The sequence below is a fragment of the Brucella intermedia LMG 3301 genome, from assembly GCF_000182645.1.
GTDB classification, from domain to species: domain Bacteria; phylum Pseudomonadota; class Alphaproteobacteria; order Rhizobiales; family Rhizobiaceae; genus Brucella; species Brucella intermedia.
This window is the reverse complement of the sequence record NZ_ACQA01000001.1, coordinates 871,471-896,895: the sequence shown is the minus strand read 5'-3', so window position 1 is coordinate 896,895 and position 25,425 is coordinate 871,471. Positions and strand designations below refer to the sequence as shown.

Here is a 25,425-nt window from a genome sequence, read left to right as displayed (position 1 = left end):
TCACCCTGCCCTCTTGCGAGACTTCACGCCAGATTCAGTTCGCGACTTCGGCTTGCCTTTTTTTGCTTTGGCTGACGTTCGCCCGCCCCCGTCGAGGCCCGCGCTCCTGCGAAGGGCCTCCTTCAGATCGATAACGTCTGCGGTCTTCGGCGCAGCCGGTTTCCTGAGCGGCTTGCCTTCAATCTTTGCCTTGATCAAATCTGCCAGGGCGGCATCGTAACGGTCGTCGAAGCTGGCCGGGTCAAAGCTGCCCATCTTGGTATCGATGATGTGTTTCGCCAGATCGAGCATTTCCCGATCGAACTTGAAGGAGCCAAGATCGGCGAATGCCTCCGCCGCGGCGCGCACCTCGTACTGGAAATTGAGCGTAGTGGCGATCAAGCCCTGATTGTCGGGACGGATGAGAACCTGTCGCGCACGGCGAAAAAGGACAGCCTCTGCAATCGCCGCCACCTTTTCAGCTTTCATGCCCTCACGCACGAGCGTGAAACTTTCGTCATCTCCCGCAGGTGCGAGATAATATGGCCGGTCAAGATAGACATCGTCGATCTCGTCGCATTTGACGAAACGGGTGACATTGAGTGTCTTGTTGCTTTCGGGAATGGCCGAGGCGATTTCCTCTTCGTCGAAACTCAAATAGGAGCCGGACGAAACCTCGTAACCCTTGACCTGGTTATCGCGCGACACAGGCTTGCCCGTGTCGCTGTCCACGAACTCCCGGCTGAGCCGGTTTCCGGTCTTGCGATTGATCAGATGAAACGAAACGCGCTCTGAAGTCGATGCTGCCGTGTAGAGTGCGACAGGGCACAAAAGCTGCTCGATCTTCAGTTGGCCTTTCCAATTTGCACGGGGTGCCATCGATTGTCTCGCTTCCCTCAGGCGCCATCTTCATGGCGGGTCGTTCCCCCGGTACGCTTGAGATAGTGCGCATAGGCGAACCCGCCTGCGAGAAGTGCTGGCAGTCCGATCAAGACGATCCAAAACAAGAATCCACCCAATTTGCCCTCCTGCGCTCTCGGCTGGCGATGCCAGTCACGGCATCTGATTGCTAGGGAGGACAACTCATGAACGGCACCAATTGTTCCGGCACCCTTCGCGGGCCCGGTCACTTCGCTCACCAAGGGCGGTCGCCGTGGTGAAGCGCAACGGGTTGAACTCACAGGGGCCTTGGGGCTTCTGTTTCTGTTGCCAGCGTTTCAATCCTATTATCGATATCGGCGTCGTCGTATGAGAAGCCGCTTTCCGTGGATGAGCAACCATATGTCCGCCTGGAAGCCTGGAACTCTCGCAAAGCGCGCTCCTTTTCACCGAGAGCTTCCAAGGTCGCTCCGCGCAAAGCCCTTATCTGACGGCATAAATTATACCGGTCAGTGGCACCGTCGAGATAATACAGCGCCTGCTGCGGTAAACCCTTCTGCAGGCTATCATAGGCAAGATAGCTGTTGGCGAAACTTCTCAACTCACCGCCCCAATATCCTTCCTCAGCGATTGCCAGTGCGTAATGCGCCGCTGTTCTGGCTTCGTCCGAGTTTTTTTCAGCGCTGAGATTTGAAATCTGCGCTTGGAGCCCGTCACGAGTTGTAGCACTAAGGGCAGCAGGCGCATGAGGCACGCGGCACGACGGGATATCAAACATTCCCGCCCCTCTCCGTACCTCTGCTTCGCTTCGCGTGAAAATCACGAACTCTTCATTGTGCTGTCATTCGACAGGTCTCGGGTCCTTCAGCACTCGAAAACCAGCTTAGGTTGCTCCCCGAAATGCTGACCCGAACGTAGGGTCGGTTCTCCAAGACGCTTCATCCATTGATTCGTGGCAACTAGGGCGAACCGGGATTTTCCAGGACGTCATGTGTCAATATTCGAGCGCATATCCGATATCATTCCAAATTTCATTGAATGATGCCGCGGGAACTTTAGGGAGTTTTGAGGAAGAATGCTCATGCCGTCACGCAAGGGGTTTGCCGTAGCTACAGCAATGCTGTTGCTAGGCTGTTGCTAGGCGAAAAACGCGAACAACCGCGCAATCTATTCAGTCAAAATTTACAAGCAATTTCAAGGGGGTAAGTGGTGGGCGATGAGAGACTCGAACTCCCGACATCTTCGGTGTAAACGAAGCGCTCTACCAACTGAGCTAATCGCCCGACTGCTTCGCCAAGTGTCTGGCCAGTCGTTGTGAGAGCCGTTTAGGCAATTCGCGCGACGAGCGCAAGTGCAAAAATCAGCATCTGGCTTCTTTCTTGTATTTTTCTACAAGCACCTCCGTCCTCCCGCCAAGGGACCAGTCAGACGCAGGACAGCCACCCGAAAAACACCGCATCAAGCCAAGCGTCGGCTAAGTCGGCACCCGGTGTTGATGATTGCTGAACGAAGCAGGAAAACAAATTGTCGGGGGCGGCAAGCATTCAGCCGCCGCCCCGAATTTTATCCCGCCAGACGGTCAGGCGAACGCAGGATGGAAGCGCCGCCCGCCGCCTGCACTGCAAGGCTTCCATATTCGATACCGGCAGCGAGTGCACGATGAACATCGTGACCTTCGAGCCAGGAATCGATGAAACCGGCATTGAAGGCATCGCCGGCCCCGGTCGTATCGACAACCGGCACATCCTTTGCCGCCATATGAATATTGGAATCAGCAGTGCGCAGCCACGCGCCCTCGCCGCCCCCCTTGAGAGCGACGACCGGGAAATGGACCGCCAGCGCATCGAGCGCCTTTGCGGGGTCATCGTAGCCGGTGATGGCCTGCGCTTCCTCGCGGTTTGGCAGGAAGATATCGACGCCTTCACAGGCGGCAAGCAGGCTTGGATCATGGATCCGCGCATCGTCCCAACTTGGGTCGAGCGAGACGGACAGACCCGCCGCCTTTGCCTGCCGCACGAGGTCAGGGATTTCGTGCAGCGTTGCAAATTCAGCAATATGCAAATGCCCTGCATCCTTCCATTGCAAGGCAGCAGAAAGGGTTGTGGGAAGCGCCGAACCGGCGCGGCGCGACAGAAATGCGCGGTCATTGCCGATCACGCTTGCCACCGTCACCTGCGGCCCGGCATCGTCGGCCCGCTCCAGAAAGCGCAGATCGACACCGTCGATCTTCAGATCCGGCTCAAGCCCGCGTGACAGTCCGTCGAAGCCAAGCCGCGCAACCAGCGCAACCGCCCTTCCCGCATGGGCGAGATGCGCCGCGGAAATGAAAGCACCGCCTCCCGCCGCCATCTTCATGTTTTCTGCAAAGACCTCGCGTCCCGGCTGCGGCAGCGATTGCAGCCCGGTGAAGATGAGGTCGCAATAAATCCGTCCGATGCTGAGGACAGCCGGACGCCTGAACTGTTGCGGCATCATAGGCGGCCCAGGCTCTTCTCGGTCCTGGCATCGAAGAGATAAAGGCTTCCGGCTGGCGCAGACACGGAAAGCGTGCCGCCCGTTGCGGGAATGACCTTGCCCGGCGCCGTTGCAATGACCGAAACGCCGTTGACATCGAGATGCACGAGCGTTTCCGCACCAAGCGGCTCAACCGCCGTCACCGTACCGGTAAGCGACAGGCCATTGGCCGTTCCCTCCTCGACTTTGAGGTCGTGCGGGCGAACGCCGATCAGAATGTCGCCATCGGGTGCAAGTTCGACGCCCGCACCGCTTCGGCGGCCGGCAATCAGGTTCATCGACGGGCTGCCGATGAAGCGTGCCGTAAACACATCGGTCGGGTTTTCATAAAGCTCTGTCGGTGTGCCGGTCTGAAGAATACGGCCATCCCGCATGACGACGATGCGGTCGGCCATGGTCATGGCCTCGACCTGATCGTGGGTCACATAAACGGTCGTCGTCTTGAGGCGCTGATGCAAGCGCTTGATTTCAATGCGCATTTGGGCGCGAAGCTGGGCATCGAGATTCGACAGCGGCTCATCGAACAGGAAGGCCGACGGATTGCGCACCATGGCGCGGCCGATGGCGACGCGCTGGCGCTGGCCACCGGACAACGCTGCCGGGCGACGGTCGAGATAGGGTTCCAGCCCCAGCGCCTTGCCGGTTTCCTCAATGCGCTTGTCCTTCTCGGCTTTAGACAGCTTCGACGTGTAGAGCCCGAAACCGATGTTCTGGCGCACGGTCATATGCGGATAGATCGCATAGTTCTGGAACACCATGGCGATGTTGCGTTGTTTGGGGTCACGTTCATTGACGACTTCACCGCCGATCTTGAGATGACCGCCAGAAATATCCTCAAGCCCTGCAATCATGCGCAAGGTGGTGGACTTGCCACAGCCTGAAGGCCCGACAAAAACGACGAATTCGCCGTCCTTGATCTGGAGATCGATTGCCCGGACCGCCTCGACCTTGCCATAACGCTTGACCAGCTTTTCAAGTTCGATGGTTGCCATCAGCGTGCCTCCACAAGTGCACTGAATTTTTCATTGAGTTCGCGAGCAGCCTTGGCCTCTGCGGCTGCATGATCGTAAGCCACCGCCTTGAAGCGATCTGCTTCCGCCTTATGCCGCGCAAGCGCTGCATTCATCGCGGCCGGTGCCGGACCGCCGAGACGATCACGCACAGCCACGAAATGCTGCGGCGACACCAGTTCTTCAAACTTCTCACGCCCGAAGGATGGCTCGCGTCCGGCGGATTCGCGGAATGCTTCAAGGAAAGGTTCGAAACCATCCTTTTCCAGCCCGCCGCCCATCGACACGACAGAGCGAGCAACCTTGGCCGCGATTTCATGCGCCTGGCGGAAAGAGAGGTTTTCGATACGGACCAGTGAGTCCGCCAGTTCGGTGATCGTGATGCAGGAACGGCGGATGTTTTCCGCGACACGGGCCGGATCGATGCGGATCGCACCGATGAAAGCGGCCAGAAGTTCGAGCACGCGGCCTGCGGAAGCGAATGCCTCATAGCCCATCTGCTGCGTTTCGCCTTCACTGTCGTTCATGTCTGTGAAGGGCGTGTTGTGCATCACATCCAGAACAGTGCGGGCGCGGCCCATGGTCTGGCTTGCCAGATGGCGCATATGTTCCACCGGAACCGGATTGCGTTTCTGCGGCATGATCGATGAAATCTGCACGAAGGCATTCGGCACATAAATCTGGCCGACCTCGAAACTGGTCCAGAACTGGAAGTCCTGAATGAGACGCCCGAGATGGACGAACATCAGTTCCAGCGCCGAGTAGGTCGAGGTGATGTAATCCACCGCTGCGATGCAGCTATAGGAATTGGACAAGGGGGCGGCAAAGCCCAGCAGGCCAGCGACCTGTGCGCGATCGATCGGGAAGCCTGAGGTGGTGATGGCCGCCGCCCCCATGGGCGACATGTTGACGATGGCGCGCGCAGCTTCCATTCGTTCCATATCGCGAATGAGAACCTCGATTGCCGCCGAAAGATAATGGCCGAAAGTCGATGGCTGCGCAGGCTGGCCGTGCGTATAGGCGACGATCAGTGTCTGCTTTTCGCGTTCCGCGGCTTCAATCATTGCATCCAGCAGGTTGCGCGCCTGCGCCATCAACGTATCGATACGGGCTTTCAGGCCGAGCTTGAACAGCGTATGGTCGATATCGTTGCGCGAACGCGCCGTGTGAAGGCGGCCTGCAATATCGGCGCCGATCCGCGCTTTCAGCTCCTTCTCGATGAGGAAGAAAAAGTCCTCCACCTCACCGGTATAAGTCAGTTTCGCAGGATCGATTTCCCTGTCGATTGCTTCCAGCGCACCGGCAATGGCTGCAGCCTGTTCGCGGTCGAGAATGCCGGTTTCAACCAGCATGACGAGATGGGCGCGGTCGATGCGGCGAAAGCCATCGACATGGTGGGTCTTGGCGCCGTCAAAAAGCGGGCGAAGCACGGTTTTCTTGTAAACCGGATCGGGAAAGACGCTTTTATCGGACAGCCGTGGATCAAGATCGGACATGTTCAACCCTTGAGGCCAGCAAGCATGACACCGCGCACGATGTAACGCTGGAGAAGAAGAAAGACGACGAGCGTGGGAAGCGTGGCGATGGCTGCGCCGGTCATGATCATTTCCCATTGGATGGACTGCTCGACGGCGAAGCTCGAAAGCCCGACCGGCAGCGTGTAAAGCTCCGGACTGGTGGCAACGATCAGCGGCCAGAAGAATGCGGTCCAGTTGCCGAGGAAGGTGAAGATTGCGAGCGCCGAGAGCGCAGGCGTCACAAGCGGCATGGCCACTTTCCACCATATCTGGAATTCGTTGAGACCATCGACGCGGGCAGCTTCCAGAAAGTCGTTGGGAACGCCTTCAAAGAACTGCTTCATAAGGAAGGTGCCGAAGGCCGTCATCATGCCGGGGAACATGATGCCCCAGTAGCTGTCCAGCCAGCCGAGCTTGCTCGACATGAGATACCAGGGGATCACCAGCATTTCGGTGGGGATCATCAGCGTGGACAAAATGGCGAGGAAGATGAAATAGCGTCCGCGGAACTGGAATTTCGCCAGCGTATAGCCGACGAGACTGTCGAAGAACACGTTCGACAGCGTGACCACGACTGCAACGATCATCGAATTCAGGAACCAGCGGAGGAAGCGGCCATCGGCGAGAATGGTGACATAGTTCTGCAATGTCGGCTCTGCCGGTATCAGGCGCAGGTCGTAGACCTGCCCTGCCGTCTTGAGCGAGGTGGAGAACATGAAGGCCAGCGGCGTGATCATGATGAGGCCGCCGATAAGCAGCAATGTCCATGTCACGATGCGACCGGGCCGCAGGTTCTGGAACGGGAGCGGTTTGTTTTGAGCGGACGCTGTCATTTCTTTTCCCTCAGGATCCAGAGCTGCAACAGCGAGACGCAAAGCAGGATGGTGAAGAGAACGACGGTTTGCGCAGCCGCATAGCCCATCGCATAGGAGGAGAAGGCGGTCTGATAGATCATCAGCACCAGCGGCTTGGTGGAGCCGAGCGGCCCGCCTGGATCATTCGTGGTCATGTTGTAGACCTGATCGAAGATGCGCAGGAAGCCGATGGACGAGAAGACGACGAGGAATACCGTAGTGGGCTTCAAAAGCGGGATCGTGATCTTGCGCAGGATCGCCCATTCGCCGAGGCCGTCGATGCGTGCGGCTTCATAGAAAGTGTTAGGAACAGCGCGCAGGCCCGCCATGAAGATGATGATCTGGAAACCGAGGCCGGCCCAGATGGACGTCGCCATGATCGCATAGAGACCCTGATCGACCGAGCGCAGGAAACCCTGCTGCGGAAGGCCCAGTGCATTCAGGATATTATTGATGAAACCGATAGGCGCAGGCTGGTAGAACCAGCGCCAGACCCATGCCATGGCAGCCGCCGTTGTGAGATAAGGCAGGAAATAGAGAGCACGGATAAAGCCGTGCATGATGCGCACACGATCCAGAAAATAAGCGATCGTAAACGCCACCACGAGGCTGATCGGTGTGCCGACCAGAAGATAGGTGAAGGTGTTCCGGAACACTTTCCAGAATTCGGGATCGGCAAAAAGCTTCTGGTAATTGGCGAAGCCGATGAACTTTGGCGGGTTCATCAGATCCCAATCGGTAAGCGACAGCCAGAAAGCCTCTATCGTCGGGTAAAAGCGGATGACCGAATAGAACAGGATCGGGAGAGCCAGAAAGCTCCAGACCCAGATCAACCGTCTTGTGCGCATGGAAAGGCGATCCGTCAGGCGGTTGCCCGAAGGCTCCTTCGCCGTGCCGCCTGTTGCAGTCGTCCCGGCTACAGTCGTTGTCATGTTTCAAGATCCTTCGGTTGCGGCGAGGCCGTACCTCGCCGCAATTTCAAAGCCTGTTACTTGGCTGCGTCGAGCACTTCCTGCTCGGTCTTGGCGGCCTGTTCGAGAGATTCCTTGACCGGCTGCTTTTCCAGAATGACGCGGTTGGCCATGTCGACCGCAGTCTGGCGCTGCTTCAGTTCGTCCACGAACATGGTCGTGTGCGCATATTCCAGACCTTTCAGGAACGGACCGTAGATCGGATCGGCAAGGTTCGTTTCCGTCAGGGCCGCCGAACGGCGCGCAGGCAGTTCACCCACGTCCTTCAGCCAGATTTCCATGGCTTCCGGCGAGGAGATGTAATTCAGGAACTTCTTGGCAGCTTCGAGTTTCTCACCGCTTGCCTTGGCGCTGATGCCGTTGGCGAAGTAGCTGGCATAGTTGGAGCGCACGCCTTCCGCATTGGCCGGAAGCTCGGTCACACCCCATTCGAAGTCCTTGATGGTGCGGAACGAACCGAGACGGAAGGTGCCGTCGATGGTCATGGCTGCCATGCCGGCACGGAAAGCCGCCTGCCCTTCGTCCATGAACTTGACTTCGCCGACCTTATGTTCGGTCTGGAGACCGGTATAGAAGGCAAGCGCCTTTTCACCGGCAGCGTCATTATAGGCGACCTTACGGTCGTTGTCGGTGTAAGGCTGACCGCCGAACTGGCGCACCAGAACCTCACGCCACCAATGCTGGTCCTGTCCCGGCATGTCGAGCGTGATGCCTTCGGCCAGAAGATTGCCGGAAGCGTCGCGCTTCGTCGTCTTCTTGGCGGCTTCGACCATTTCATCCAGCGTCTTGGGCGGATTGTTCGGATCGAGACCAGCTTCGGTGAAGAGCTTCTTGTTGTAGAAAAGCGCCAGCGAACGCACGGCGGTCGGCAGACCGTAATATTCGTCGCCGCGCTTCATCGCCGAAACGATCGGGAAGAATTCGCTTTCGATCTTGTCATGCGGGAACGCATCCTGCGGCAGCGGCTGCAGAATGCCGCCAGCCACGAACTTGTCGAGCCAGCCATAGAAGAGCTGCATCACGTCCGGGCTCTTACCGGCCATCTTGGCTGCGATAACGCGCGTCTGATAATCGTCGTAAGGGAACGTGACCTGCTTGACCTTGATATCCGGATTGGCCTTTTCGAAATTCTCGATCAGCTTGTCCATCGCCTTGACGCGTGTCTCAAAGACATACTGCCAATATTCGATTTCGACAGCCTGTGCGGCATTGATTGCAACGGTGCTGAGCCCCGCAACCAGACCTGCCAATAACAGCTTGCGCATTTAAACCTCCCTATTGCCCCGCCCACCGGTACGAATGCGGTCCCAGGCACGGCCACGGAGATGCCTGGCATCATCCGCTTATTCCACCACATGCCGCGCAGGTCGTGCGCAGCGCCCATTTTCCTCACGCAGGGACCCACTTCCCCACATGAACAAGAGCAGTCTTCACCACCCTCTCTTACGGTTCAATGTTGCGAGCGTTTTGTCAATAAGATAATTTAGTTGAATTAATATATTGCTGTTAGAAACAGCCCGCGATATCTCTCTGACGGGAGACAGGAGGGACCATGACATCGAAATCGGACGGCGAACCGGTCACCGCATCTGCGACCGCTGCAAACGGGGCGCTTGCGGTTACCCTCGGCAAGAATCCCGAACGAATCCGCGATCATAACCGGCGCGTGGTGCTTGACGTCGTGCGCCGGCATGGGCCGCTTGGCCGTATGCACATCGCCCGCCTGACCCACCTCACCGCACAGGCCATCGCCAATATCGTCGACGAACTGGTTTCAGAGAACCTGTTGATGCAGCTCGGGCGGCTGAAAACAGGGCGCGGCCAGCCGCCGATCCAGTTCGCGGTCAATCCTGAAGGCGCGATGACCATCGGCGTCGAAATGGGATCGACGCATATGGTAACGACTGCCCTCGATCTTTCCGGCAAGCCAAGAACGCAGCATGTACGCCCGATCCATGATGTCAGCCCCGACAAGCTTTCCGCGCAGTTGCGAAAGGAAGTCGATGCAGTAAAGACTTCGTTTCCGGCGCGCCTCCTCGGCATAGGCGTGGTGATGCCGGGGCCTTTCGACATTGAAGGCATGAGTTCGGTTGGACCGACCACCCTGCCCGGCTGGTCCGGAATCGACGCGGCGGCGGTTTTGAGTGAAGCCTGCGGAGAATCCGTCCTGGTCGAAAACGATGCCAATGCCGCCGCCGTTGGCGAACGCCTGTTCGGTGCGGGGCATGCCATTTCCAACTTCGCCATGATCTATTTCGGGGCCGGTATCGGGCTCGGCATGATCCAGGAAGGTGCACCATTTCGCGGTGCTTTCGGCAATGCCGGCGAAATCGGCCATATCGTCATTACGCCCAATGGGCGTGGCTGCGCCTGCGGCCAGAAGGGCTGTCTTGAAACCTATGCCTCGCTTCATGCCCTGCGTGAAAAGCTTCATGCGTCGGGCATCGGGGAAACCGATTTCGACGCACTCCAGAAACTGCACGAAGCCCGCAATCCGGTTCTGATGGGCTGGGTGCAGGAGGCTGCCGACCATCTGGCGCCAATGATCGCCATGATCGAAAATATCCTCGATCCCGAGACGATCATATTGGGCGGCATGTTGCCCGATGCGATTATCGACGACCTGATCTGGCATATGGGCGGCCTGCCGATTTCGGTCGCGAGCCGCCGCGCCCGCGCATTGCCGCGCGTCATTCGCGGACAGACGGGACAGTTTACCGCTGCTCTGGGTGCCGCGTCCCTTCCGATGTTCGAGGCCATGACGCCGAAACTCGATACCAATTCGGAAGTCTGATCATGCTGACCGCCCACCAGCGCATTGAGCGCCAGAAATCGTCCCCCGCCCTCGTCCGCCTGCATCGGGCGCTCGGCAGGCTCCGCTCCACCGTGACGCTGATGCATACGGGCGCGCATCCGGACGACGAGCAAAGCGGCCTCATGGCCTATTTGCGGTTCGGACTTGGTGTGCGGGTGGTGATCGCCTGTTCGACGCGGGGCGAAGGCGGACAGAACGCGCTCGGCCCTGAACGCGGCGGTGCGCTCGGCGTCATCCGCGGCCGCGAGATTGAGGAAGCGGCGCGCATTCTCGATTGCGACGTGCATTGGCTTGGCCACGGGCCTGACGATTGCGTCCACGATTTCGGCTTTTCCAAGGATGGTGACGGTACCTTTGCCCATTGGGGAGAGGAGCAGACCATCGAGCGGCTGGTTCGCGCCTATCGCGCCGAGCGCCCGGATATCGTGCTGCCTACCTTTCTCGATGTTCCCGGCCAGCACGGTCACCATCGCGCCATGACCCGGGCCGCCGAACGGGCTATACGGCTCGCCGCCGATCCCGATGCCTTTCCTGAACATTTTGCTGAGGGGCTGACGCCGTGGCAGGTAGCGAAATTCTATCTTCCTGCATGGTCAGGCGGTGGCGATACATATGATGACGAACTTCCGCCGCCGGACGCAACATTGACGCTTTATGCCAGTGGCCGGGAAGAGGCAACGGGCGCGGATTTTGACCGCATTGGGGAGTGGTCGCGTGCCTGCCACGCCACTCAAGGCATGGGTCAATGGCCGGAAAAGCCAAAGGTCGAATGGCCACTGCATCTGAGACTGCCGGATAGCCGTTCGGAAAAGACAATTCTTGAGGGACTACAGGAGACCCTCGCCGTTCTCGCCGATGGGCTGGCATTTGAAAATCGGAAGCAGCTTGTTCATGTTCATGAATCCGTCGAACAGGCCATTGCAGCGTTTCCGGATCGTGAAGCCATCATCAAAAACCTTGCCGATGCGGCGAAAAGTCTGAAAACAGTCCTGACCAGCGCACCTGACGGTTTTCTCCTGCTGCATGGCCACAGGCTGGAGCGCAAGCGGCAGGAAATAGATGCTGCCCTGATGGAAGCGGCTTCGCTATTCGAGCGTGCTTATCTGGAAAAACCGATATTGGCGTCGGGGGATGAGACAAGGCTCGTCATCGAGCATGGTCCCGGAGCGGCAGAAATCGCAATAATGGCTGAACCTGTCCTGCCTGAAACCTGTTCTATCGCCTGCAAGCAGCAAACCTCGGAACGAAAGATTTTCACCGTTTCGCTCATGGAAGACGCGCCACCTTCCCCGCTTTTCGAGCCTGCATGGCGGTCGCTGGGCGGTAACGGGCAAGCTTTTGTCCGGCTAAGGGCGCAGTTTGACGACCATCTGGCGGAGTGCGGCTTCGATCTCGAAGAGCCATTCGCTATTGTTCCCCCCGCTTCACTGAAGTTCGATCCGCCTGCCGTCATTGTATCCGGAGGGGAAGAACATTTGCGGGTCAGGCTTGCTGTCGACGGAAAGGCTGACCGGATTGCTTTCACATCGCAAAACGGCTGGAATATAAGCCTGAACGGTCAGAGCGCCGTGCTGCATGGGCCTTCCGCTCCGAAACCGGGCCTGACAAACCTCCAAGCTGCGATCAACGAAAACCCCGCCTGGCAGATGCAGTTTACCGACTATCCGCATATTGGCAGAACCGTGTGGCGCGAGCCTGCAGTGCTGCCGGTGCTGGTTCTTGATGTGAAACTGCCCAATGCACGCATTGGCTACATTGGCGGCGGTGCCGACAATGTCGACCTTTGGTTGAAACGCATGGGTTTCGACATGACCGACCTCGAAGCGCACCATCTTGCGGGCGATCTTTCACAATTCACCACAATCGTGGTCGGAATATTTGCCTTCGGCATACGCGACGACCTCGCAGCAGCGACAGCCAGGCTGCACCGCTTCGTAGAAGATGGCGGGCATCTCGTGACGCTCTATCATCGGCCATCCGATGGTTGGCATCCCGACCAAACGCCGCCGCGAAAACTGACGATTGGCTCCCCCTCGTTGCGCTGGCGCGTTACAAATCCCGATGCGGCGGTTACAGTTCTTAAGCCTGAACACCCACTGCTCGTCGGCCCCAATGTCATCACTGAAGCGGATTGGGATGGCTGGCACAAGGAGCGCGGGCTTTATTTCGCTTCCGCATGGGACGATGCTTATCAGCCGCTGCTTTCAATGCATGATGATGGAGAACAACCGCTTTATGGCTCACTTGTTTCGGCCCGAATTGGCAAAGGCCGTCATACGCATACGAGTCTTGTATTGCACCACCAGCTCGACCAACTTGTCCCCGGTGCTTTCCGTTTGATCGCAAATCTTATGCAACCTGCGGAATGACTGGCGTATGACGCCCCCATGAAATATTCATGACGCTCACGCCTTCAGCGAGGAATTATTTTTCTTTATTTTTCATTTCACTATTTAATTTTTCTTGAGTTTCCTTCGCCGAAAAATTTCGCTCTATCACAACGTGTATTTGACTCATGGAGATGAATTATCATGCGCAATCTGTTACGTGTTTCTTTGGCCGGTCTTTTCCTCGGCGCAAACCTTGCCACGGCTTTCGCTCAGGCAACGCCGGAGCAGATGGAAATGGCCTATAATGCCGCCCGCAATCAGCTTGGCGTTCTCCAGTACTGCCAGGAAAAGGGTTATACCGATGGCGGCGCCATCGAAATCCAGACGAAAATGATCGCGCTTATCCCAGCCCCAGCCGACACGTCCAAGGCCGAAGCTGCCGAAGCAACCGGCAAGCAGGGCAAGGTTTCCGCGATGGGTATGGAGCAGGATATTGCCACGAGCGCAAAAGCGCAGAACATCTCGGAGGAAAAGCTCTGCCAGACCATGGCCGATGCCGTTAAGCAGGCTGGCGCTCAGCTGCCGCAGTAAGCTGGACTACAACCACATCAGAATGGAGCCTCGCGCAAGCGGGGCTCTTTGCTATCTGCAACCCTGCATTCAGCAATTCTCCAATGTCCTTCATGGCGAAGTTTCGAATTTCATTTTGTATTCAGCACTTTATTAAGCATATGCAATACTCACCTTCCGTTTACCATGCAACTTAAGAGGGTGAACATAATTGCCGGATAGTTTGCTCGCAGGTCACAACGACCGCTAAACAAACAAAAATGATCTCAGGAGCAACACATGACCAAGTTAATCGCACGCTTTCGTAAAAATGAATCCGGCGCAACCGCCATTGAATACGCACTGATCGCTGGCCTCATCGCCGTCGTTATCATCGTCGGAGCGCAAACACTCGGAGGTGCAATTAACGATAAGTTCGATGATATCGCAACGAAGGTGGAGAATGCTGGTACCACCCCCAAGCCCTAAGCAAGCGCTATCTATTGGATAAAATACAACCGCCCTTCGGGGCGGTTTTGTTTGGTACAACCTTTTGCCGTTTCAGCCGCAACTTTTGAAACGCCTAAGCGTTTAATGAACATATGTAGAGCATAACTCACGGCCTATTGCGGCGGCTTGATCGCAGCTGACCAAGCTAACGCTCTGCAATCTTTATTGATTATGGGCTTCAGATGGAAACGCGCATAATCCCTCTAAATAGTGGTTCGCCGCGTGGTTATTGCGTTTCCAGCGCTGACCCCGGCCTTTCGGAGTAGCGAACATGTCATTGAAATCCATTTTACTGGCGCTTGGCATTGGCGCTGCCAGTCTGACGCTTAGCGGCTGCGTGTCCGAAGGCTATTACGGCGACGGTTACGATCCCTATTATTCGCGCGGCAGCTATATCGGCACCGGGGTCATTTATGACAGCGGCGGCTATTACCGCGATTATCGTCGTTACCCGCGTTACTATCGGGATTCTGGTTATCGCTATCGCGACGGTTATCGTTACCGCGACCGTGACAGGGATAGGAACCGTCCAAGCTACAACAGGCCGGACCGCCCTCGCCCGCCGCGGCCCGAACGTCCGTCATCCGGAGCCCCTGTCGTAGAGCGGCCCGGACCGAATACGGTTCCGGTTTTCCGACCGATCAGGCGCGAGTCGCATAACTGACAGCATGCCACCAACCAAAACACCCGCCGACATCCGGCGGGTGTTTTATTTGATATAGCGGCATTTGCGTCAGAGCCTGATCACATATTCCTTGCGGGTAGTCTCGATGACCTCCCAGCTGCCCTTGAAGCCCGGTCGGATGACAAAACTGTCCCCGGCCCCGACTTCCCGGCTCCCGCCGCCTTCCTCGCTGACGATGGAGCGGCCGGAAAGAATGTGGCAGAATTCCCATTCGTCATATTCGATACGCCATTTTCCCGGCGTACTCTCCCATATGCCTGCAAAAAGCGTTCCTTCGGCGTTCTCCTCCAAATTCCATGTGCGGAATTCGGGGCTACCTGAAAGAATGCGCTCCGGTGGGGGAGCGCCTTCTTCCGGCTCGATGCCGGAAAGGTTGAAATCGAGAAACCGGCTCATCGATCAGACCTTCGCCAGCGCCTGTTCCAAATCGGCGATGATATCATCAGCATCCTCGATGCCGATGGAAAGGCGCACCACATCCGGTCCCGCACCCGCAGCCACCTTCTGCTCGTCGGTCAGCTGACGGTGGGTTGTGGATGCCGGGTGGATGACCAGCGAGCGCGTATCACCAATATTGGCAAGCAGGGAGAAGAGGTCGAGGCTGTCGACGAATTTCACGCCAGCGTCGTATCCGCCCTTGAGGCCGAAAGTGAACACCGAGCCGGCCCCCTTCGGTGCGTATTTCTGCTGGAGCGCGTGGAATTTATCATGCGGCAATCCGGCATAATTGACCCATGATACCTTGTCGTGACCGTGCAGCCAGGAAGCAACCTTCAACGCGTTGTCGCTGTGGCGCTGAATGCGCAGCGGCAGCGTTTCCACGCCCGTCAGGATCTGGAACGCATTGAACGGTGAAATGGCAGGCCCGAAATCCCGCAAGCCCAGAACACGGGCAGCGATAGCAAAGGAAATATTTCCGAAAGTCTTGTGCAGTTCCAGGCCGGCATAGTCTGGGCGCGGTTCTGTGAGCAGCGGGTAATTGCCGGACTTCGCCCAGTCGAATGTTCCGCCATCGACCAGAATGCCGCCCATCGAATTGCCGTGACCGCCGATAAACTTGGTCAGCGAATGGACCACAATATCCGCGCCATGCTCGATCGGGCGCACCAGATAGGGCGATGCGAGCGTGTTGTCCACGATCAGCGGCAGGCCGTGCTTGTGAGCGATTTCGGCAATCGCCTCGATATCCACGACAATACCGCCCGGATTGGCGAAGCTTTCGATGAAGATGGCGCGGGTCCGATCGTCAATCTGCTTGGCGAAATCGGTAGGATTGGTAGCATCGGCCCAGCGCACATGCCAGTCGAAAGACTTGAACGACTGGCCGAACTGGTTGATCGAGCCGCCATAGAGCTGCCGTGCTGCGATGAAATTGTCGCCCGGCCGCAGAAGCGTGTGGAACACGAGCAGCTGTGCCGCATGGCCCGATGCGGTCGCGACCGCCGCCGTACCGCCTTCAAGCGCGGCAATGCGTTCTTCCAGAACCGCCGTGGTCGGGTTGGTGATGCGCGTATAGATATTGCCGAAAGCCTGAAGGCCGAACAGGGATGCCGCGTGGTCGGCGTCCTCGAACACGAAAGATGTGGTCTGGTAGATCGGCGTTGCACGCGCCCCCGTCGTTGGATCGGGCTTTGCGCCTGCGTGGACAGCCAGCGTTTCAATTCCGGGCGAACGTTTCGACATGATTTCCTCCAGCGTCTAAGCCCCAATGATGACAGGACGTTAGGCGTTGCCGCCAGGAAAGCAAAGGCGGATTTTCCGCGAAATGGCGGAATCGCAGAATTTAAATCCAAAACTTTCTATTCAGCGATCAGGCGGGGGTATTCGATGGCTGGACAACGGTCCATGACCACGGTCAGACCTGCTTCGCGGGCGCGGTTTCCCGCTTCTTCGTGCACCACACCAAGCTGCGTCCACAGGATTTTCGGCCTCGGCTGCATGGCCAGCACCTCATCGACGATTCCCGGCAGCGAATAGGGTTCGCGGAAGACATCGATCATGTCCACCGGCTCATCGATATCCGCCAGCCGGGCCACCACGCGCTGGCCGTGAATATCCTTGCCCGCCTGCCCCGGATTGACCGGAATCACGCGGTAACCCTTGGAAAGCAGGAACTCCATGACGCCATTGCTCGGGCGCTCCGGCTTCGGCGAAGCGCCGAGAAGCGCTATGGTTCTGACGGAAAGGAGAATTTCGCGAATCTGGTCGTCGGAAGGATTTTGCATCTCTGTTCCCTTCGAATGGCTGGAGCCGGTGCTTGCATAGAGGCACATGCACCCCTTATTGAGTATTTAAGTTGGGAGGAACGCATGAATATCAATACCACGCATCGCACAGGCGTCGGCCCCGTGATGACAATCGGGGATCTGCAAGCTTTCATGAAACGCGAGTTCCCACAGCTTGGCGACACATTCGAGATCACGGCAATCGACGATGGTTCTGCAACGATGCGCCTTCATGCCGACGAGCAGCATCTGCGACCGGGCGGCACCGTGTCCGGCCCTTCGCTTTTTGCCCTAGCCGACGTAACCGCCTATGCCGCCATACTCGCCCATATTGGTCCGGTTGCCCTGGCGGTGACGACCAGCCTGAACATCAATTTCCTGCGCAAGCCATCTCCCGGAGCGATCGATGCCGTGGCGCATCTCCTGAAACTCGGGAAGCGTCTCGCTGTGCTCGAAATCAGCCTGACCGACGCTGCAAACGGCGAACTCGTTGCCCACGCGACGGCCACTTATTCGATCCCGCCGCGCTGAAAATGATGGAAAATTATATGGTATTATAATACCAAATCTATAACTTATTGATTTTGTTTAATTTTTAAACGGGCGCTCGGATTAAAGGGCTTGACGGAAGCGTCAACATTGTATATCGACCCGCCGGAAGCGAGCAGAAGTGATCTTTTGCCCGCTCGTTCGGGTTGGATCAGTCCAACACAAGCAACAAAAAAAGCCCGGTTCGCAAGGACAGGGATCAAGTCAAGGAAGACTTCAATGGCAACTTTCTCTCAGAAGCCGGCTGAAGTGGTGAAGAAGTGGGTGCTGATCGACGCCGAAGGTCTCGTCGTCGGCCGTCTCGCATCGCTCGTCGCCAATCGCCTGCGTGGCAAGCACAAAGCAACCTTCACCCCGCATGTTGACGATGGCGACAATGTCATCATCATCAATGCCGACAAGGTTGTTCTGACCGGCAACAAGTATGCCGACAAGAAATATTACTGGCACACCGGCCATCCGGGCGGCATCAAGGAGCGCACTGCTCGCCAGATCCTCGAAGGCCGTTTCCCGGAACGCGTTCTTGAGAAGGCAATCGAGCGCATGATCCCGCGTGGTCCACTCGGCCGTCGCCAGATGAAGAACCTGCGCGTTTATGCAGGCCCGAACCATCAGCATGAAGCTCAGCAGCCGGAAGTCCTCGACGTCGCAGCGCTGAACCGCAAGAACAAAGGGAATGCATAATCATGGCTGAGCAGCTCAACTCGCTCGAAGAACTCGGCACCGTTGCCAAGACCGAAGCTGCCGCTCCGGTTCATGTCCAGAAGCTGGACGCACAGGGCCGCGCCTATGCCACCGGCAAGCGCAAGGACGCCGTTGCACGCGTATGGGTCAAGCCGGGCACTGGCAAGATCACCGTCAACGACAAGGAATTCGAAAAGTATTTCGCACGTCCGGTTCTGCAGATGATCCTGCAGCAGCCGATCGTCGCTTCGAATCGCGCTGGTCAGTTCGACATCGTTGCCACCGTTGCCGGTGGCGGTCTCTCCGGTCAGGCCGGCGCCGTTCGTCACGGCATCTCCAAGGCCCTCACCTACTACGAGCCGGGCCTGCGCACGGTTCTCAAGAAGGGTGGCTTCCTGACCCGCGACAGCCGCGTTGTCGAACGTAAGAAGTACGGTAAGGCCAAGGCTCGCCGTTCGTTCCAGTTCTCCAAGCGCTAATAATCTTTTCGCTTCGGATTTACAGAAAAGCGGGCCTTCGGGTCCGCTTTTTTGTTTTCGTTCCACACCGCATTTCAGCCTGCCCAACTGCGGATGGACTTGCGTTTGATCTCAAGCTGCCTTTGCGGAGACTGTTTGTAATAGTCCTGCGCCATGCCTGAAACCCAGTCGCCGTAGCTCGGATTGGGCAGCATGAAAAACTTCGTGCCGAATGCTTCCCGGTTGGCTTCGACGAATGCGCGTCGCTGCTGGTTGTTCTTGTGATAGGTTGCAGCTCCGAAGTCGTTGAGATTGTCCCCCATATAGATGACGACATCATATCCCTCAGCCTTGATACTATCGAAACGCTCCTGCTTGTTGGACTGACCGCTGTTCAGCAGAAGCGTTTTTGCGGACACGCCCGGAAAGCCAAGCCTTTCAATGTTGGCTGCGGTAGACTGAAACGACCGGGCATCGCGGTTCGTGACGTAGAACATCGTGCCGCCGTTCGCGTTCACATGCCTTGCAAACTCCACAGCGCCCGCAATTGGACGTGCCTGCCCGGCGGCCATCCAGCGCGCCCATGCCTCCTCCGTAAAGGGTACGCCCTGCCTGACGCGCCATCCGGCATAGGCGGTATTGTCGATCATCGTCTCGTCGAGATCGACGATTACGGCCTTCTTTCTTCCCTTTGCCGGTTTTGCTGCGTCGAAGGCCCGACGCGCGCCATTGAATGCCTGATAAGCCAGCGCGTCATATTCGCCTGACAGTTGCATCCAGTTGATTGCGCTTACATTCTGCTGCTCCAATTGATAGCTGGCGGAGCGTTGGTTCGTTGCACAGCCCGCAAGTGAAGCGGAACAAACAAGAATGGCCGAGATCGCAAGAAGCGTTTTTCGCATGATGTCCCTCCATAAATGAGAGCCATTAGCGCTTAACGGTTCCCGCACCTCAATTGCTGTTATTTGCCCTCAAGATGTTAGGTAGCAGTGCGCCTTCGCCACAGTTGCAAGCCGGTTCGATAGCAGTCATGACTATTCCAAGAACCTCTGACCCTACTCACTAGCGGATAAACCCCATGTCCCTGCCTGTAGCATCAAACCGTTTCGCGGCCACGCCGGAGCCGCCCTACCTGATTGTCACCTTTGCTTCGCAGCGTGTCAGCGGCGAGGACGATGGCTATGGCGACATGGCAGTTCAGATGGGTGAACTTGCGGCGAAACAGCCCGGCTATCTCGGTATTGAAAGCGCGCGCGACGCGGAAGGCTTTGGTATCACCAATTCTTTCTGGGCCGACGAAGAAAGCATCCGCGCGTGGAAGCGCGACGTGGACCATCTGGTTGCGCAGAGACTCGGGCGCCAGAAATGGTATGAAGCCTATCGCGTGCGTATCGGACGCGTGGAGCGCGCCTATGGATTTGATGCCAAGAGCGAATGAAAACGCTATAGAAGCCAGACCATCATCCCGGACGACAGACATGCCTGCAAAGACCATCGACCACGCGATCACTGCCCGCAGCCTGACCAGCGCAGCCACGGACCCGACCCATGCGGGCGTGCTATCGTTCATGCGGCGGATATACACGAAGTCGCTCAAGGGAGCCGAAGCGGTTGTCTGGGGCATTCCCTTCGATGCCGCCGTTTCCAACCGGCCCGGCGCACGCTTCGGTCCACAGGCGATCCGCCGGGCCTCGGCCATCTTCGACAATGACCCGCAATATCCGTTCGAGCGTGACCTCTTCGAGAATCTCGCTGTCATCGACTATGGCGACTGCCTGCTGGATTACGGCAATCACTACAAGACCCCCGCCACTATCGAGCGCGAAGCGGCAAAAATTCTGAAATCCGATGCGTTCCTGCTGACACTTGGCGGCGATCATTTCATCACATGGCCACTTCTCAAGGCCCATGCAGCAAAATATGGCCCGCTGGCGCTGGTGCAGTTCGATGCCCATCAGGACACATGGTTCGACGATGGCAAGCGGATCGACCACGGTTCATTCGTGGCCCGTGCGGTGCGCGATGGCATCATCGATCCCGACCACTCGATTCAGATCGGCATCCGCACCCACGCGCCGGAAGATTGTGGCATCAAGATCATCTATGGCCACGAGGTGGAGGACATGTCGGCGGCGGCGATCGCCGATGAAATCCTGAAGCGCACCAATGGCACCAAGGCCTATCTCACCTTCGACATCGACTGCCTTGATCCGGCCTTCGCGCCGGGAACCGGTACGCCGGTCGCTGGTGGCCCGTCATCGGCAAAGATTTTGTCCGTCCTGCGCAAGCTCGCAGCTCTTGACTTCGTGGGCGCTGATGTGGTCGAGGTTGCACCAGCCTATGATCATGCCGATATAACAGCCATCGCGGGAGCGACGATTGCAATGTACTATCTGGGCCTTCTGGCCGAACGGAAAGAACGACGATGAGGCGCTTGTTCACAAAGTGATTCAAACAGCTCAAACGCTGATTCCACGTAATGTCGTAACTTTCTGAATTCAAAGGCAAAACGCATGAAACCGAAAATCTTCATCGATGGCGAACACGGCACCACCGGCCTGCAGATCCGCGCCCGTCTGGCCGAGCGCGACGATCTGGAAGTGATCTCGATCCCGGAAGCCGAGCGGCGCAACAAGGATTTGCGCGCCGACTATCTGCGCGCTGCCGATATTGCGATCCTTTGCCTGCCGGACGATGCCTCCAAGGAAGCGGTTTCCCTGCTCGAAGGTCACAACTCGACCCGCATCATCGATACGTCGACCGCTTATCGCGTGCACCCCGACTGGGCCTATGGTTTTGCCGAGCTGGCGAAAGGCCAGCGCGAACGCATCAGCGAGGCGCGCCTCGTCGCCAATCCGGGTTGCTACCCGACCGGCGCGATTGCGCTTGTTCGCCCGCTTCGCGATGCGGGCCTGCTGCCTGCCGACTACCCGGTGAGCGTCAATGCTGTTTCCGGCTATACCGGCGGCGGCAAGCAGCTGATCGCCCAGATGGAAGACAAGGACCATCTGGACTATCTGGCGGCAAACAATTTCCTTTACGGCCTGCCGCTCAAGCATAAGCACGTGCCGGAACTGCAAATGCATGGCCGTCTGGAACGCCGCCCGATCTTTTCACCCAGCGTGGGACGCTTCCCGCAAGGCATGATCGTACAGGTTCCCCTGTTCCTGAGCGAACTTGAAGGATCACCGTCGCTTGCAAAGATTCATGCTGCGCTGACCGATCATTATGCCGGTCAGGATATTGTCGAAGTCGTGCCGCTTGAGGAAAGCGCGAAGCTTCCGCGTGTCGATGCGGAAGAGCTTGCGGGCAAGGATGGCATGAAGCTTTTCGTCTTCGGCACCGTAGGCGACGGAGAAGTCAATCTCGTGGCGCTGCTCGACAATCTGGGCAAAGGCGCGTCGGGTGCCGCCGTCCAGAACATGAACCTCATGCTCGGCAAGGCATGATGCCGAAGCAGCCGGTGTTTCCTGTCGAATGGAATATCGGCTCGTTCGAGCCACTGGCGGATAAGCATTCAAGCCTCGTCTGGAAGGTCGAACGCATCGATCATCCGGGCGAGGTTTTTGTCGTCAAGCAATTGAAGCCGGCCGGAATGGAAGAATTGCGCGGAGCCCATTATCTTGCCTGGCAGAATGGGCATGGTGCGGCGCGATTATACGCCCTGGATGGTGCGTCGATGCTGCTCGAATATGCGGGCGACTACCACCTCGATGAACACCTGAAGCGCGGTAACGACGCCGAATGCCTGCTCATCTTCGGCGAGGTGCTGAGCGCGCTGCATACGCCCTCTCCCGCCCCGATACCGGTTGACTTGCAACCGCTCGACAAACACTTTTCCGGTCTTTTCGCGGTGGCGGATGAAAGCCCGCTCTATGCAGAAGGCACGGCGGTCGCCAGGCGCTTGCTGGCCACGCCACACGAAACTATCCCGCTGCATGGCGACATCCACCATGAAAACATCATCAAGGGACCCCGCGGCTGGCTCGCCATCGATCCGCACGGGGTGGCTGGGGACGCCGCCTTCGATGCGGCCAACATCTTCTACAATCCGCTCGATCGCGACGATCTCTGTCTGGATCTCGAACGTGCGCGGGGCATGGCCGAACATTTCGCGCCGATCATCGGGCGAGATGCGGCCTATATTCTGGATTATGCCTTCGCCTATGGCTGTCTCTCAGCCGCGTGGCATCGTGAAGACGGTAACGACGCGGATGAAGCGCGGGAACTGAAGATCGCCTCCGCGCTCAGGCAATTGCGTCGGACCAGCTACCCCTCGTAAGCGCCCTTGGTTGCGCGCCAGTGCGCAACCGCGAACGCCAGAACGATCAGCGCGAAGAACTGATGCGTCAGGCCCAGGTGCAGCGGAACGCTCATCAGAAGCGTTGCAATACCGATAACAGCCTGCACAAGTATCAGACCGAGGAGAACAATGGTGCGGCGCGCATGGGTGCTGCCCGGAGCCTGATTCCAAACCTGCAGCGAATGCAGCACAGCCAGAACAAGAACCGTATAGGCAAACACGCGGTGCACGAACTGGACCGTTTTCGGGTTCTCGAACAGGTTGCGCCACCATGGCGACTGGATGAACAGATCCGACGGCACCACAGCACCATCCATCAGCGGCCATGTGTTATAGGTCAGACCGGCATGCAGCCCGGCCACGAGCCCACCCAGGTAAATCTGCACAAGCACGGCGAACACGATCCAACCCGCAAAGCGCTGGACCGACCGTTCCGCCGGTCGTTCGCTATAGGTGACAAGGCCCCGCGCAATGTAGAATACCGCCGTTATGATGACGCAGGCCGTCGTCAGATGGATCGCCAGGCGATACTGGCTGACGCTCGTCAGCTCGCTCAGGCCGGAGGCCACCATCCACCAGCCGATAGCGCCCTGCAGGCCGCCGAGCGCCAGCAGACCCAGCATGCGGTATTTGAGGCCACCCCGGAGGCGTCCCGTCACCCAGAAGAAGGCCAGCGGAACGGCGACCAGAAACCCGACAAAACGCGCAAGCAGGCGATGCGCCCATTCCCACCAGAAAATGTACTGGAATTCCTCCAGCGACATGCCCTTGTTGATCTGCTGATACTGGGGAATCTGGCGATACTTGTCGAACTCTTCCACCCATTCGGCATGGTTCAGCGGCGGAATGACGCCGTGAATGGGCTTCCATTCGGTTATGGAAAGGCCAGAACCCGTCATGCGTGTGGCACCGCCGACCATGACGATGGCAATCAGCACGACGAAAACTGCATAAAGCCAATAACGCACGAGGCGACGGTCGCGGTCCTCTTTCGATGACCTGCCCTGTCCTACACGCTGCGCCGTTGCTGCCGTCATGCCATTCACCCTTCGATAACAAGAGAAGGATACATGCCGCATAGGTGAAGCCGTTACAAGTTGGTGTCACGCGACATGCCGCCGCGTTTTTACCCTTTCACTGTCACCGTTCACCGGTTAGTGAAGAAACGGGAAAAGGAGAACTGCGCCATGCCCGTTCGGCTGAAGAAACTGATCGGCACTTTTTTGCTGGTTGCACTGGTTATCATCTACGCGGTATTCGCGACCATTATCGCCGTGGCGCATCTGGCCCAGTCAAGCGCGTGGGTGCATCTCCTTTATTTCTTCGTGACCGGCATTCTGTGGGTTCTGCCAGCCATGGGCATCATCTGGTGGATGGCGCAGCCACCACGCAAGAAACAACATTAATCCCCTCCGAGGAAGCTGCAGACAATGGCGGGTGAAGTCGCAGCGCACGTTCTGACGGATTTCAGCGAGATCGCGCGGCTCTGGAAAGATGCCGAGGCCGTTCACGGCGCGCCCCAATCGCTCGAATGGATCGATAACTGGCGCGCCATCGTCAATGCCGACAGTTTTGTCGTCGGGCTTTTTCACGGAACCACGCCGATCCTGCTCGTGCCGCTGGAAGCTGTCAGCCACAGGGGTGTAAAAATTGCGCGCTATCCCGGCGGAAGCCACGCCAATTGCAATTTTCCCTGGCTCAGCAAGGAATTTGATGGCGTTGCCGGTCGCGAGGCAGTCAATCAGCTACTCGGCATCATCCGCAAGGTGCGACCGGACATCGATGCACTGTCGCTGACACGCCAGTTTTCTGAAATGCAGGGTGCAGTCAACCCACTGCTTGCTCTCGGAAAAGCGCCCAATCCAAATCCGGTTCTCGCCGTCTCTCTTAATGGCGGCTTCGATGCCGTGCTTGATCGCGCCAATCGCAAGCGAAAGCTGAAAAAGCATCGCCAGCACGACCGCCGCTATGAGGAAAGCGGAGGCTGGAGAATTGACGCACCCCGAAGCCCTGCGGAGTCAGAAAAGGTTCTCGATCTCTTTTTCGCGATGAAGGCGCAGCGTTTTCGGCAAATGGGTATCAGCGACCCATTCTCCGACGAGAATGTGCGCAATTTCTTCAAAGTCTTTTTCTGCGCGGGCCTGACGAAAGATCATCAGTTGAACGAATTGCGCTTTCTTGAGGTGGGCGGGACCATACGTTCGATCATCGGAAAGGTGTTCGGCGTTGCAGGACCGACCGTTGAGTTCGGCGCAATCGCACAAGATGAACTGATGACGGCAAGTCCGGGTGAATTCCTCTTCTTCGAGGATATCAGCCGTAGTTGCGGTGAAGGCCATTCGGTCTACAGTTTCGGCATTGGCGACGAGCCCTACAAGCGCGAATGGTGCGACATCGATCTTGCGATCTATGACACGCTGGTGCCGCTATCAGCCAAGGGCAGGTTTTTCACGGCGCTGCAATCAGCCCGCAACGCGGTCGCCGGAAGCCTCAAGCGCAATCCGCGTCTCTGGGGCATGGCCAAGGCGCTGCGCAGCAGGTTCGCGAAAAGGTAGAGCGTGCTGGCGATCCGATTCAGGAACCCGTTGCAAGA

28 protein-coding genes and 1 tRNA gene are annotated in these 25,425 nt (G+C 57.7%); 14 read left to right on the top strand and 15 right to left on the bottom strand.

The features are described from left to right. The 10 genes from ku to OINT_RS04210 form a co-directional block, all read right to left on the bottom strand. A complete protein-coding gene (ku, locus tag OINT_RS04250) occupies nt 1-858 on the bottom strand; it encodes a non-homologous end joining protein Ku (protein WP_006466536.1) in 858 nt (285 codons plus the stop codon). Nucleotides 859-875: 17 nt separating this feature from the next. Further along, nucleotides 876-998: a hypothetical protein gene (locus OINT_RS24275; RefSeq protein ID WP_021584956.1), complete on the bottom strand. Its 123-nt coding sequence runs from the start codon at nt 996-998 to the stop codon at nt 876-878. A gap of 158 nt (nt 999-1,156) precedes the next feature. Continuing rightward, nucleotides 1,157-1,636, bottom strand: a complete 480-nt coding sequence (locus tag OINT_RS04245) for a hypothetical protein (protein ID WP_022567420.1) — start codon at nt 1,634-1,636, stop codon at nt 1,157-1,159. A gap of 429 nt (nt 1,637-2,065) precedes the next feature. Then, a tRNA-Val gene (locus OINT_RS04240) sits at nt 2,066-2,141 on the bottom strand. Nucleotides 2,142-2,421: 280 nt separating this feature from the next. Further along, nucleotides 2,422-3,333, bottom strand: coding sequence for a carbohydrate kinase family protein (locus tag OINT_RS04235; protein WP_006466535.1), 912 nt, complete (start codon nt 3,331-3,333; stop codon nt 2,422-2,424). Beyond that, nucleotides 3,330-4,364 carry an ABC transporter ATP-binding protein gene (locus tag OINT_RS04230; RefSeq protein ID WP_006466534.1) on the bottom strand — a complete coding sequence of 345 codons (1,035 nt, stop codon included), beginning with the start codon at nt 4,362-4,364 and terminating at the stop codon, nt 3,330-3,332. The genes OINT_RS04235 and OINT_RS04230 overlap by 4 nt, the downstream gene beginning before the upstream one ends. Then, a complete protein-coding gene (gene argH, locus OINT_RS04225; protein ID WP_006472821.1) occupies nt 4,364-5,878 on the bottom strand; it encodes an argininosuccinate lyase in 1,515 nt (504 codons plus the stop codon). Before argH ends, OINT_RS04230 begins: the two co-directional genes overlap by 1 nt. Nucleotides 5,879-5,880: 2 nt before the next feature. Further along, nucleotides 5,881-6,732 (bottom strand): carbohydrate ABC transporter permease, encoded by an 852-nt coding sequence (locus tag OINT_RS04220; protein ID WP_006472820.1) that lies wholly within the window; start codon nt 6,730-6,732, stop codon nt 5,881-5,883. Beyond that, a complete protein-coding gene (locus tag OINT_RS04215) occupies nt 6,729-7,601 on the bottom strand; it encodes a carbohydrate ABC transporter permease (protein WP_036565766.1) in 873 nt (290 codons plus the stop codon). The genes OINT_RS04220 and OINT_RS04215 overlap by 4 nt, the downstream gene beginning before the upstream one ends. A gap of 140 nt (nt 7,602-7,741) precedes the next feature. After that, nucleotides 7,742-8,989 (bottom strand): extracellular solute-binding protein, encoded by a 1,248-nt coding sequence (locus tag OINT_RS04210; RefSeq protein WP_006466530.1) that lies wholly within the window; start codon nt 8,987-8,989, stop codon nt 7,742-7,744. Nucleotides 8,990-9,276: 287 nt separating this feature from the next. Here OINT_RS04210 and OINT_RS04205 point away from each other — a divergent pair, with 287 nt between their 5' ends. The 5 genes from OINT_RS04205 to OINT_RS04185 all read left to right on the top strand — a co-directional run bounded on the left by OINT_RS04205 (nt 9,277) and on the right by OINT_RS04185 (nt 14,592). Then, a complete protein-coding gene (locus OINT_RS04205; protein WP_006466529.1) occupies nt 9,277-10,518 on the top strand; it encodes an ROK family protein in 1,242 nt (413 codons plus the stop codon). A 2-nt stretch (nt 10,519-10,520) separates the two neighbouring features. Continuing rightward, nucleotides 10,521-12,908, top strand: coding sequence for a PIG-L family deacetylase (locus OINT_RS04200; RefSeq protein WP_006466528.1), 2,388 nt, complete (start codon nt 10,521-10,523; stop codon nt 12,906-12,908). Between the two features lie 162 nt (nt 12,909-13,070). Further along, nucleotides 13,071-13,460: a pore-forming ESAT-6 family protein gene (locus tag OINT_RS04195; RefSeq protein WP_006466527.1), complete on the top strand. Its 390-nt coding sequence runs from the start codon at nt 13,071-13,073 to the stop codon at nt 13,458-13,460. Nucleotides 13,461-13,718: 258 nt separating this feature from the next. Continuing rightward, entirely contained in the window at nt 13,719-13,907 is a 189-nt protein-coding gene (locus OINT_RS04190; RefSeq protein WP_006466526.1) for a Flp family type IVb pilin, read from the top strand. Between the two features lie 292 nt (nt 13,908-14,199). Further along, on the top strand, nt 14,200-14,592 hold the full coding sequence (locus OINT_RS04185; protein ID WP_006466525.1) for a hypothetical protein: 393 nt from the start codon (nt 14,200-14,202) through the stop codon (nt 14,590-14,592). Between the two features lie 69 nt (nt 14,593-14,661). Here OINT_RS04185 and OINT_RS04180 read toward each other — a convergent pair whose 3' ends face one another. From OINT_RS04180 to OINT_RS04170, 3 genes are all read right to left on the bottom strand, one after another. Then, nucleotides 14,662-15,009 carry a cupin domain-containing protein gene (locus OINT_RS04180; RefSeq protein WP_006466524.1) on the bottom strand — a complete coding sequence of 116 codons (348 nt, stop codon included), beginning with the start codon at nt 15,007-15,009 and terminating at the stop codon, nt 14,662-14,664. Between the two features lie 3 nt (nt 15,010-15,012). Continuing rightward, nucleotides 15,013-16,296: an O-acetylhomoserine aminocarboxypropyltransferase gene (locus tag OINT_RS04175; protein WP_006466523.1), complete on the bottom strand. Its 1,284-nt coding sequence runs from the start codon at nt 16,294-16,296 to the stop codon at nt 15,013-15,015. A gap of 116 nt (nt 16,297-16,412) precedes the next feature. Then, the gene (locus OINT_RS04170; RefSeq protein ID WP_025091390.1) at nt 16,413-16,838 is read right to left on the bottom strand and encodes a CoA-binding protein; all 426 of its coding nucleotides are present in this window, start codon (nt 16,836-16,838) and stop codon (nt 16,413-16,415) included. Nucleotides 16,839-16,922: 84 nt separating this feature from the next. Here OINT_RS04170 and OINT_RS04165 point away from each other — a divergent pair, with 84 nt between their 5' ends. The 3 genes from OINT_RS04165 to rpsI all read left to right on the top strand — a co-directional run bounded on the left by OINT_RS04165 (nt 16,923) and on the right by rpsI (nt 18,550). After that, a complete protein-coding gene (locus tag OINT_RS04165) occupies nt 16,923-17,369 on the top strand; it encodes a PaaI family thioesterase (RefSeq protein WP_025091389.1) in 447 nt (148 codons plus the stop codon). A 237-nt stretch (nt 17,370-17,606) separates the two neighbouring features. Further along, the gene (gene rplM / locus OINT_RS04160) at nt 17,607-18,071 is read left to right on the top strand and encodes a 50S ribosomal protein L13 (protein ID WP_006472812.1); all 465 of its coding nucleotides are present in this window, start codon (nt 17,607-17,609) and stop codon (nt 18,069-18,071) included. Nucleotides 18,072-18,073: 2 nt separating this feature from the next. Beyond that, on the top strand, nt 18,074-18,550 hold the full coding sequence (rpsI, locus tag OINT_RS04155) for a 30S ribosomal protein S9 (protein WP_006466519.1): 477 nt from the start codon (nt 18,074-18,076) through the stop codon (nt 18,548-18,550). A gap of 74 nt (nt 18,551-18,624) precedes the next feature. On the opposite strand, the gene OINT_RS04150 is transcribed toward rpsI, so the two are convergent. After that, on the bottom strand, nt 18,625-19,431 hold the full coding sequence (locus OINT_RS04150; RefSeq protein WP_025091388.1) for a 5'-nucleotidase, lipoprotein e(P4) family: 807 nt from the start codon (nt 19,429-19,431) through the stop codon (nt 18,625-18,627). A gap of 176 nt (nt 19,432-19,607) precedes the next feature. On the opposite strand from OINT_RS04150, the gene OINT_RS04145 reads away from it, so the two are divergent. From OINT_RS04145 to OINT_RS04130, 4 genes are all read left to right on the top strand, one after another. After that, on the top strand, nt 19,608-19,967 hold the full coding sequence (locus tag OINT_RS04145; protein ID WP_006466517.1) for an antibiotic biosynthesis monooxygenase family protein: 360 nt from the start codon (nt 19,608-19,610) through the stop codon (nt 19,965-19,967). 40 nt (nt 19,968-20,007) lie between these two features. Further along, nucleotides 20,008-20,958 (top strand): agmatinase, encoded by a 951-nt coding sequence (speB, locus tag OINT_RS04140; RefSeq protein ID WP_006466516.1) that lies wholly within the window; start codon nt 20,008-20,010, stop codon nt 20,956-20,958. Nucleotides 20,959-21,042: 84 nt separating this feature from the next. Then, complete coding sequence (gene argC / locus OINT_RS04135; RefSeq protein ID WP_006466515.1) at nt 21,043-21,978, top strand: N-acetyl-gamma-glutamyl-phosphate reductase; 936 nt, start codon at nt 21,043-21,045, stop codon at nt 21,976-21,978. Beyond that, nucleotides 21,978-22,811: an aminoglycoside phosphotransferase family protein gene (locus tag OINT_RS04130; protein ID WP_039852513.1), complete on the top strand. Its 834-nt coding sequence runs from the start codon at nt 21,978-21,980 to the stop codon at nt 22,809-22,811. Before argC ends, OINT_RS04130 begins: the two co-directional genes overlap by 1 nt. Here OINT_RS04130 and OINT_RS04125 read toward each other — a convergent pair. After that, a complete protein-coding gene (locus tag OINT_RS04125; RefSeq protein ID WP_025091385.1) occupies nt 22,799-23,869 on the bottom strand; it encodes a COX15/CtaA family protein in 1,071 nt (356 codons plus the stop codon). The genes OINT_RS04130 and OINT_RS04125 overlap by 13 nt on opposite strands. Nucleotides 23,870-24,019: 150 nt before the next feature. On the opposite strand from OINT_RS04125, the gene OINT_RS04120 reads away from it, so the two are divergent. Continuing rightward, nucleotides 24,020-24,238 carry a DUF2842 domain-containing protein gene (locus OINT_RS04120; RefSeq protein WP_021587765.1) on the top strand — a complete coding sequence of 73 codons (219 nt, stop codon included), beginning with the start codon at nt 24,020-24,022 and terminating at the stop codon, nt 24,236-24,238. A gap of 24 nt (nt 24,239-24,262) precedes the next feature. Next, nucleotides 24,263-25,387, top strand: a complete 1,125-nt coding sequence (locus OINT_RS04115) for a GNAT family N-acetyltransferase (RefSeq protein ID WP_006466511.1) — start codon at nt 24,263-24,265, stop codon at nt 25,385-25,387. Nucleotides 25,388-25,425 lie beyond the last annotated feature (38 nt).

Excerpts from the sequence above, each read along its gene's own strand:
- ku (WP_006466536.1), bottom strand. The coding sequence starts at position 858 with ATGGCACCCCGTGCAAATTGGAAAGGCCAACTGAAGATCGAGCAGCTT.
- OINT_RS04245 (WP_022567420.1), bottom strand. The coding sequence starts at position 1,636 with ATGTTTGATATCCCGTCGTGCCGCGTGCCTCATGCGCCTGCTGCCCTT.
- OINT_RS04235 (WP_006466535.1), bottom strand. The coding sequence starts at position 3,333 with ATGATGCCGCAACAGTTCAGGCGTCCGGCTGTCCTCAGCATCGGACGG.
- OINT_RS04230 (WP_006466534.1), bottom strand. The coding sequence starts at position 4,364 with ATGGCAACCATCGAACTTGAAAAGCTGGTCAAGCGTTATGGCAAGGTC.
- argH (WP_006472821.1), bottom strand. The coding sequence starts at position 5,878 with ATGTCCGATCTTGATCCACGGCTGTCCGATAAAAGCGTCTTTCCCGAT.
- OINT_RS04220 (WP_006472820.1), bottom strand. The coding sequence starts at position 6,732 with ATGACAGCGTCCGCTCAAAACAAACCGCTCCCGTTCCAGAACCTGCGG.
- OINT_RS04215 (WP_036565766.1), bottom strand. The coding sequence starts at position 7,601 with ATGCGCACAAGACGGTTGATCTGGGTCTGGAGCTTTCTGGCTCTCCCG.
- OINT_RS04210 (WP_006466530.1), bottom strand. The coding sequence starts at position 8,989 with ATGCGCAAGCTGTTATTGGCAGGTCTGGTTGCGGGGCTCAGCACCGTT.
- OINT_RS04205 (WP_006466529.1), top strand. The coding sequence starts at position 9,277 with ATGACATCGAAATCGGACGGCGAACCGGTCACCGCATCTGCGACCGCT.
- OINT_RS04200 (WP_006466528.1), top strand. The coding sequence starts at position 10,521 with ATGCTGACCGCCCACCAGCGCATTGAGCGCCAGAAATCGTCCCCCGCC.
- OINT_RS04195 (WP_006466527.1), top strand. The coding sequence starts at position 13,071 with ATGCGCAATCTGTTACGTGTTTCTTTGGCCGGTCTTTTCCTCGGCGCA.
- OINT_RS04190 (WP_006466526.1), top strand. The coding sequence starts at position 13,719 with ATGACCAAGTTAATCGCACGCTTTCGTAAAAATGAATCCGGCGCAACC.
- OINT_RS04185 (WP_006466525.1), top strand. The coding sequence starts at position 14,200 with ATGTCATTGAAATCCATTTTACTGGCGCTTGGCATTGGCGCTGCCAGT.
- OINT_RS04180 (WP_006466524.1), bottom strand. The coding sequence starts at position 15,009 with ATGAGCCGGTTTCTCGATTTCAACCTTTCCGGCATCGAGCCGGAAGAA.
- OINT_RS04175 (WP_006466523.1), bottom strand. The coding sequence starts at position 16,296 with ATGTCGAAACGTTCGCCCGGAATTGAAACGCTGGCTGTCCACGCAGGC.
- OINT_RS04170 (WP_025091390.1), bottom strand. The coding sequence starts at position 16,838 with ATGCAAAATCCTTCCGACGACCAGATTCGCGAAATTCTCCTTTCCGTC.
- OINT_RS04165 (WP_025091389.1), top strand. The coding sequence starts at position 16,923 with ATGAATATCAATACCACGCATCGCACAGGCGTCGGCCCCGTGATGACA.
- rplM (WP_006472812.1), top strand. The coding sequence starts at position 17,607 with ATGGCAACTTTCTCTCAGAAGCCGGCTGAAGTGGTGAAGAAGTGGGTG.
- rpsI (WP_006466519.1), top strand. The coding sequence starts at position 18,074 with ATGGCTGAGCAGCTCAACTCGCTCGAAGAACTCGGCACCGTTGCCAAG.
- OINT_RS04150 (WP_025091388.1), bottom strand. The coding sequence starts at position 19,431 with ATGCGAAAAACGCTTCTTGCGATCTCGGCCATTCTTGTTTGTTCCGCT.
- OINT_RS04145 (WP_006466517.1), top strand. The coding sequence starts at position 19,608 with ATGTCCCTGCCTGTAGCATCAAACCGTTTCGCGGCCACGCCGGAGCCG.
- speB (WP_006466516.1), top strand. The coding sequence starts at position 20,008 with ATGCCTGCAAAGACCATCGACCACGCGATCACTGCCCGCAGCCTGACC.
- argC (WP_006466515.1), top strand. The coding sequence starts at position 21,043 with ATGAAACCGAAAATCTTCATCGATGGCGAACACGGCACCACCGGCCTG.
- OINT_RS04130 (WP_039852513.1), top strand. The coding sequence starts at position 21,978 with ATGCCGAAGCAGCCGGTGTTTCCTGTCGAATGGAATATCGGCTCGTTC.
- OINT_RS04125 (WP_025091385.1), bottom strand. The coding sequence starts at position 23,869 with ATGACGGCAGCAACGGCGCAGCGTGTAGGACAGGGCAGGTCATCGAAA.
- OINT_RS04120 (WP_021587765.1), top strand. The coding sequence starts at position 24,020 with ATGCCCGTTCGGCTGAAGAAACTGATCGGCACTTTTTTGCTGGTTGCA.
- OINT_RS04115 (WP_006466511.1), top strand. The coding sequence starts at position 24,263 with ATGGCGGGTGAAGTCGCAGCGCACGTTCTGACGGATTTCAGCGAGATC.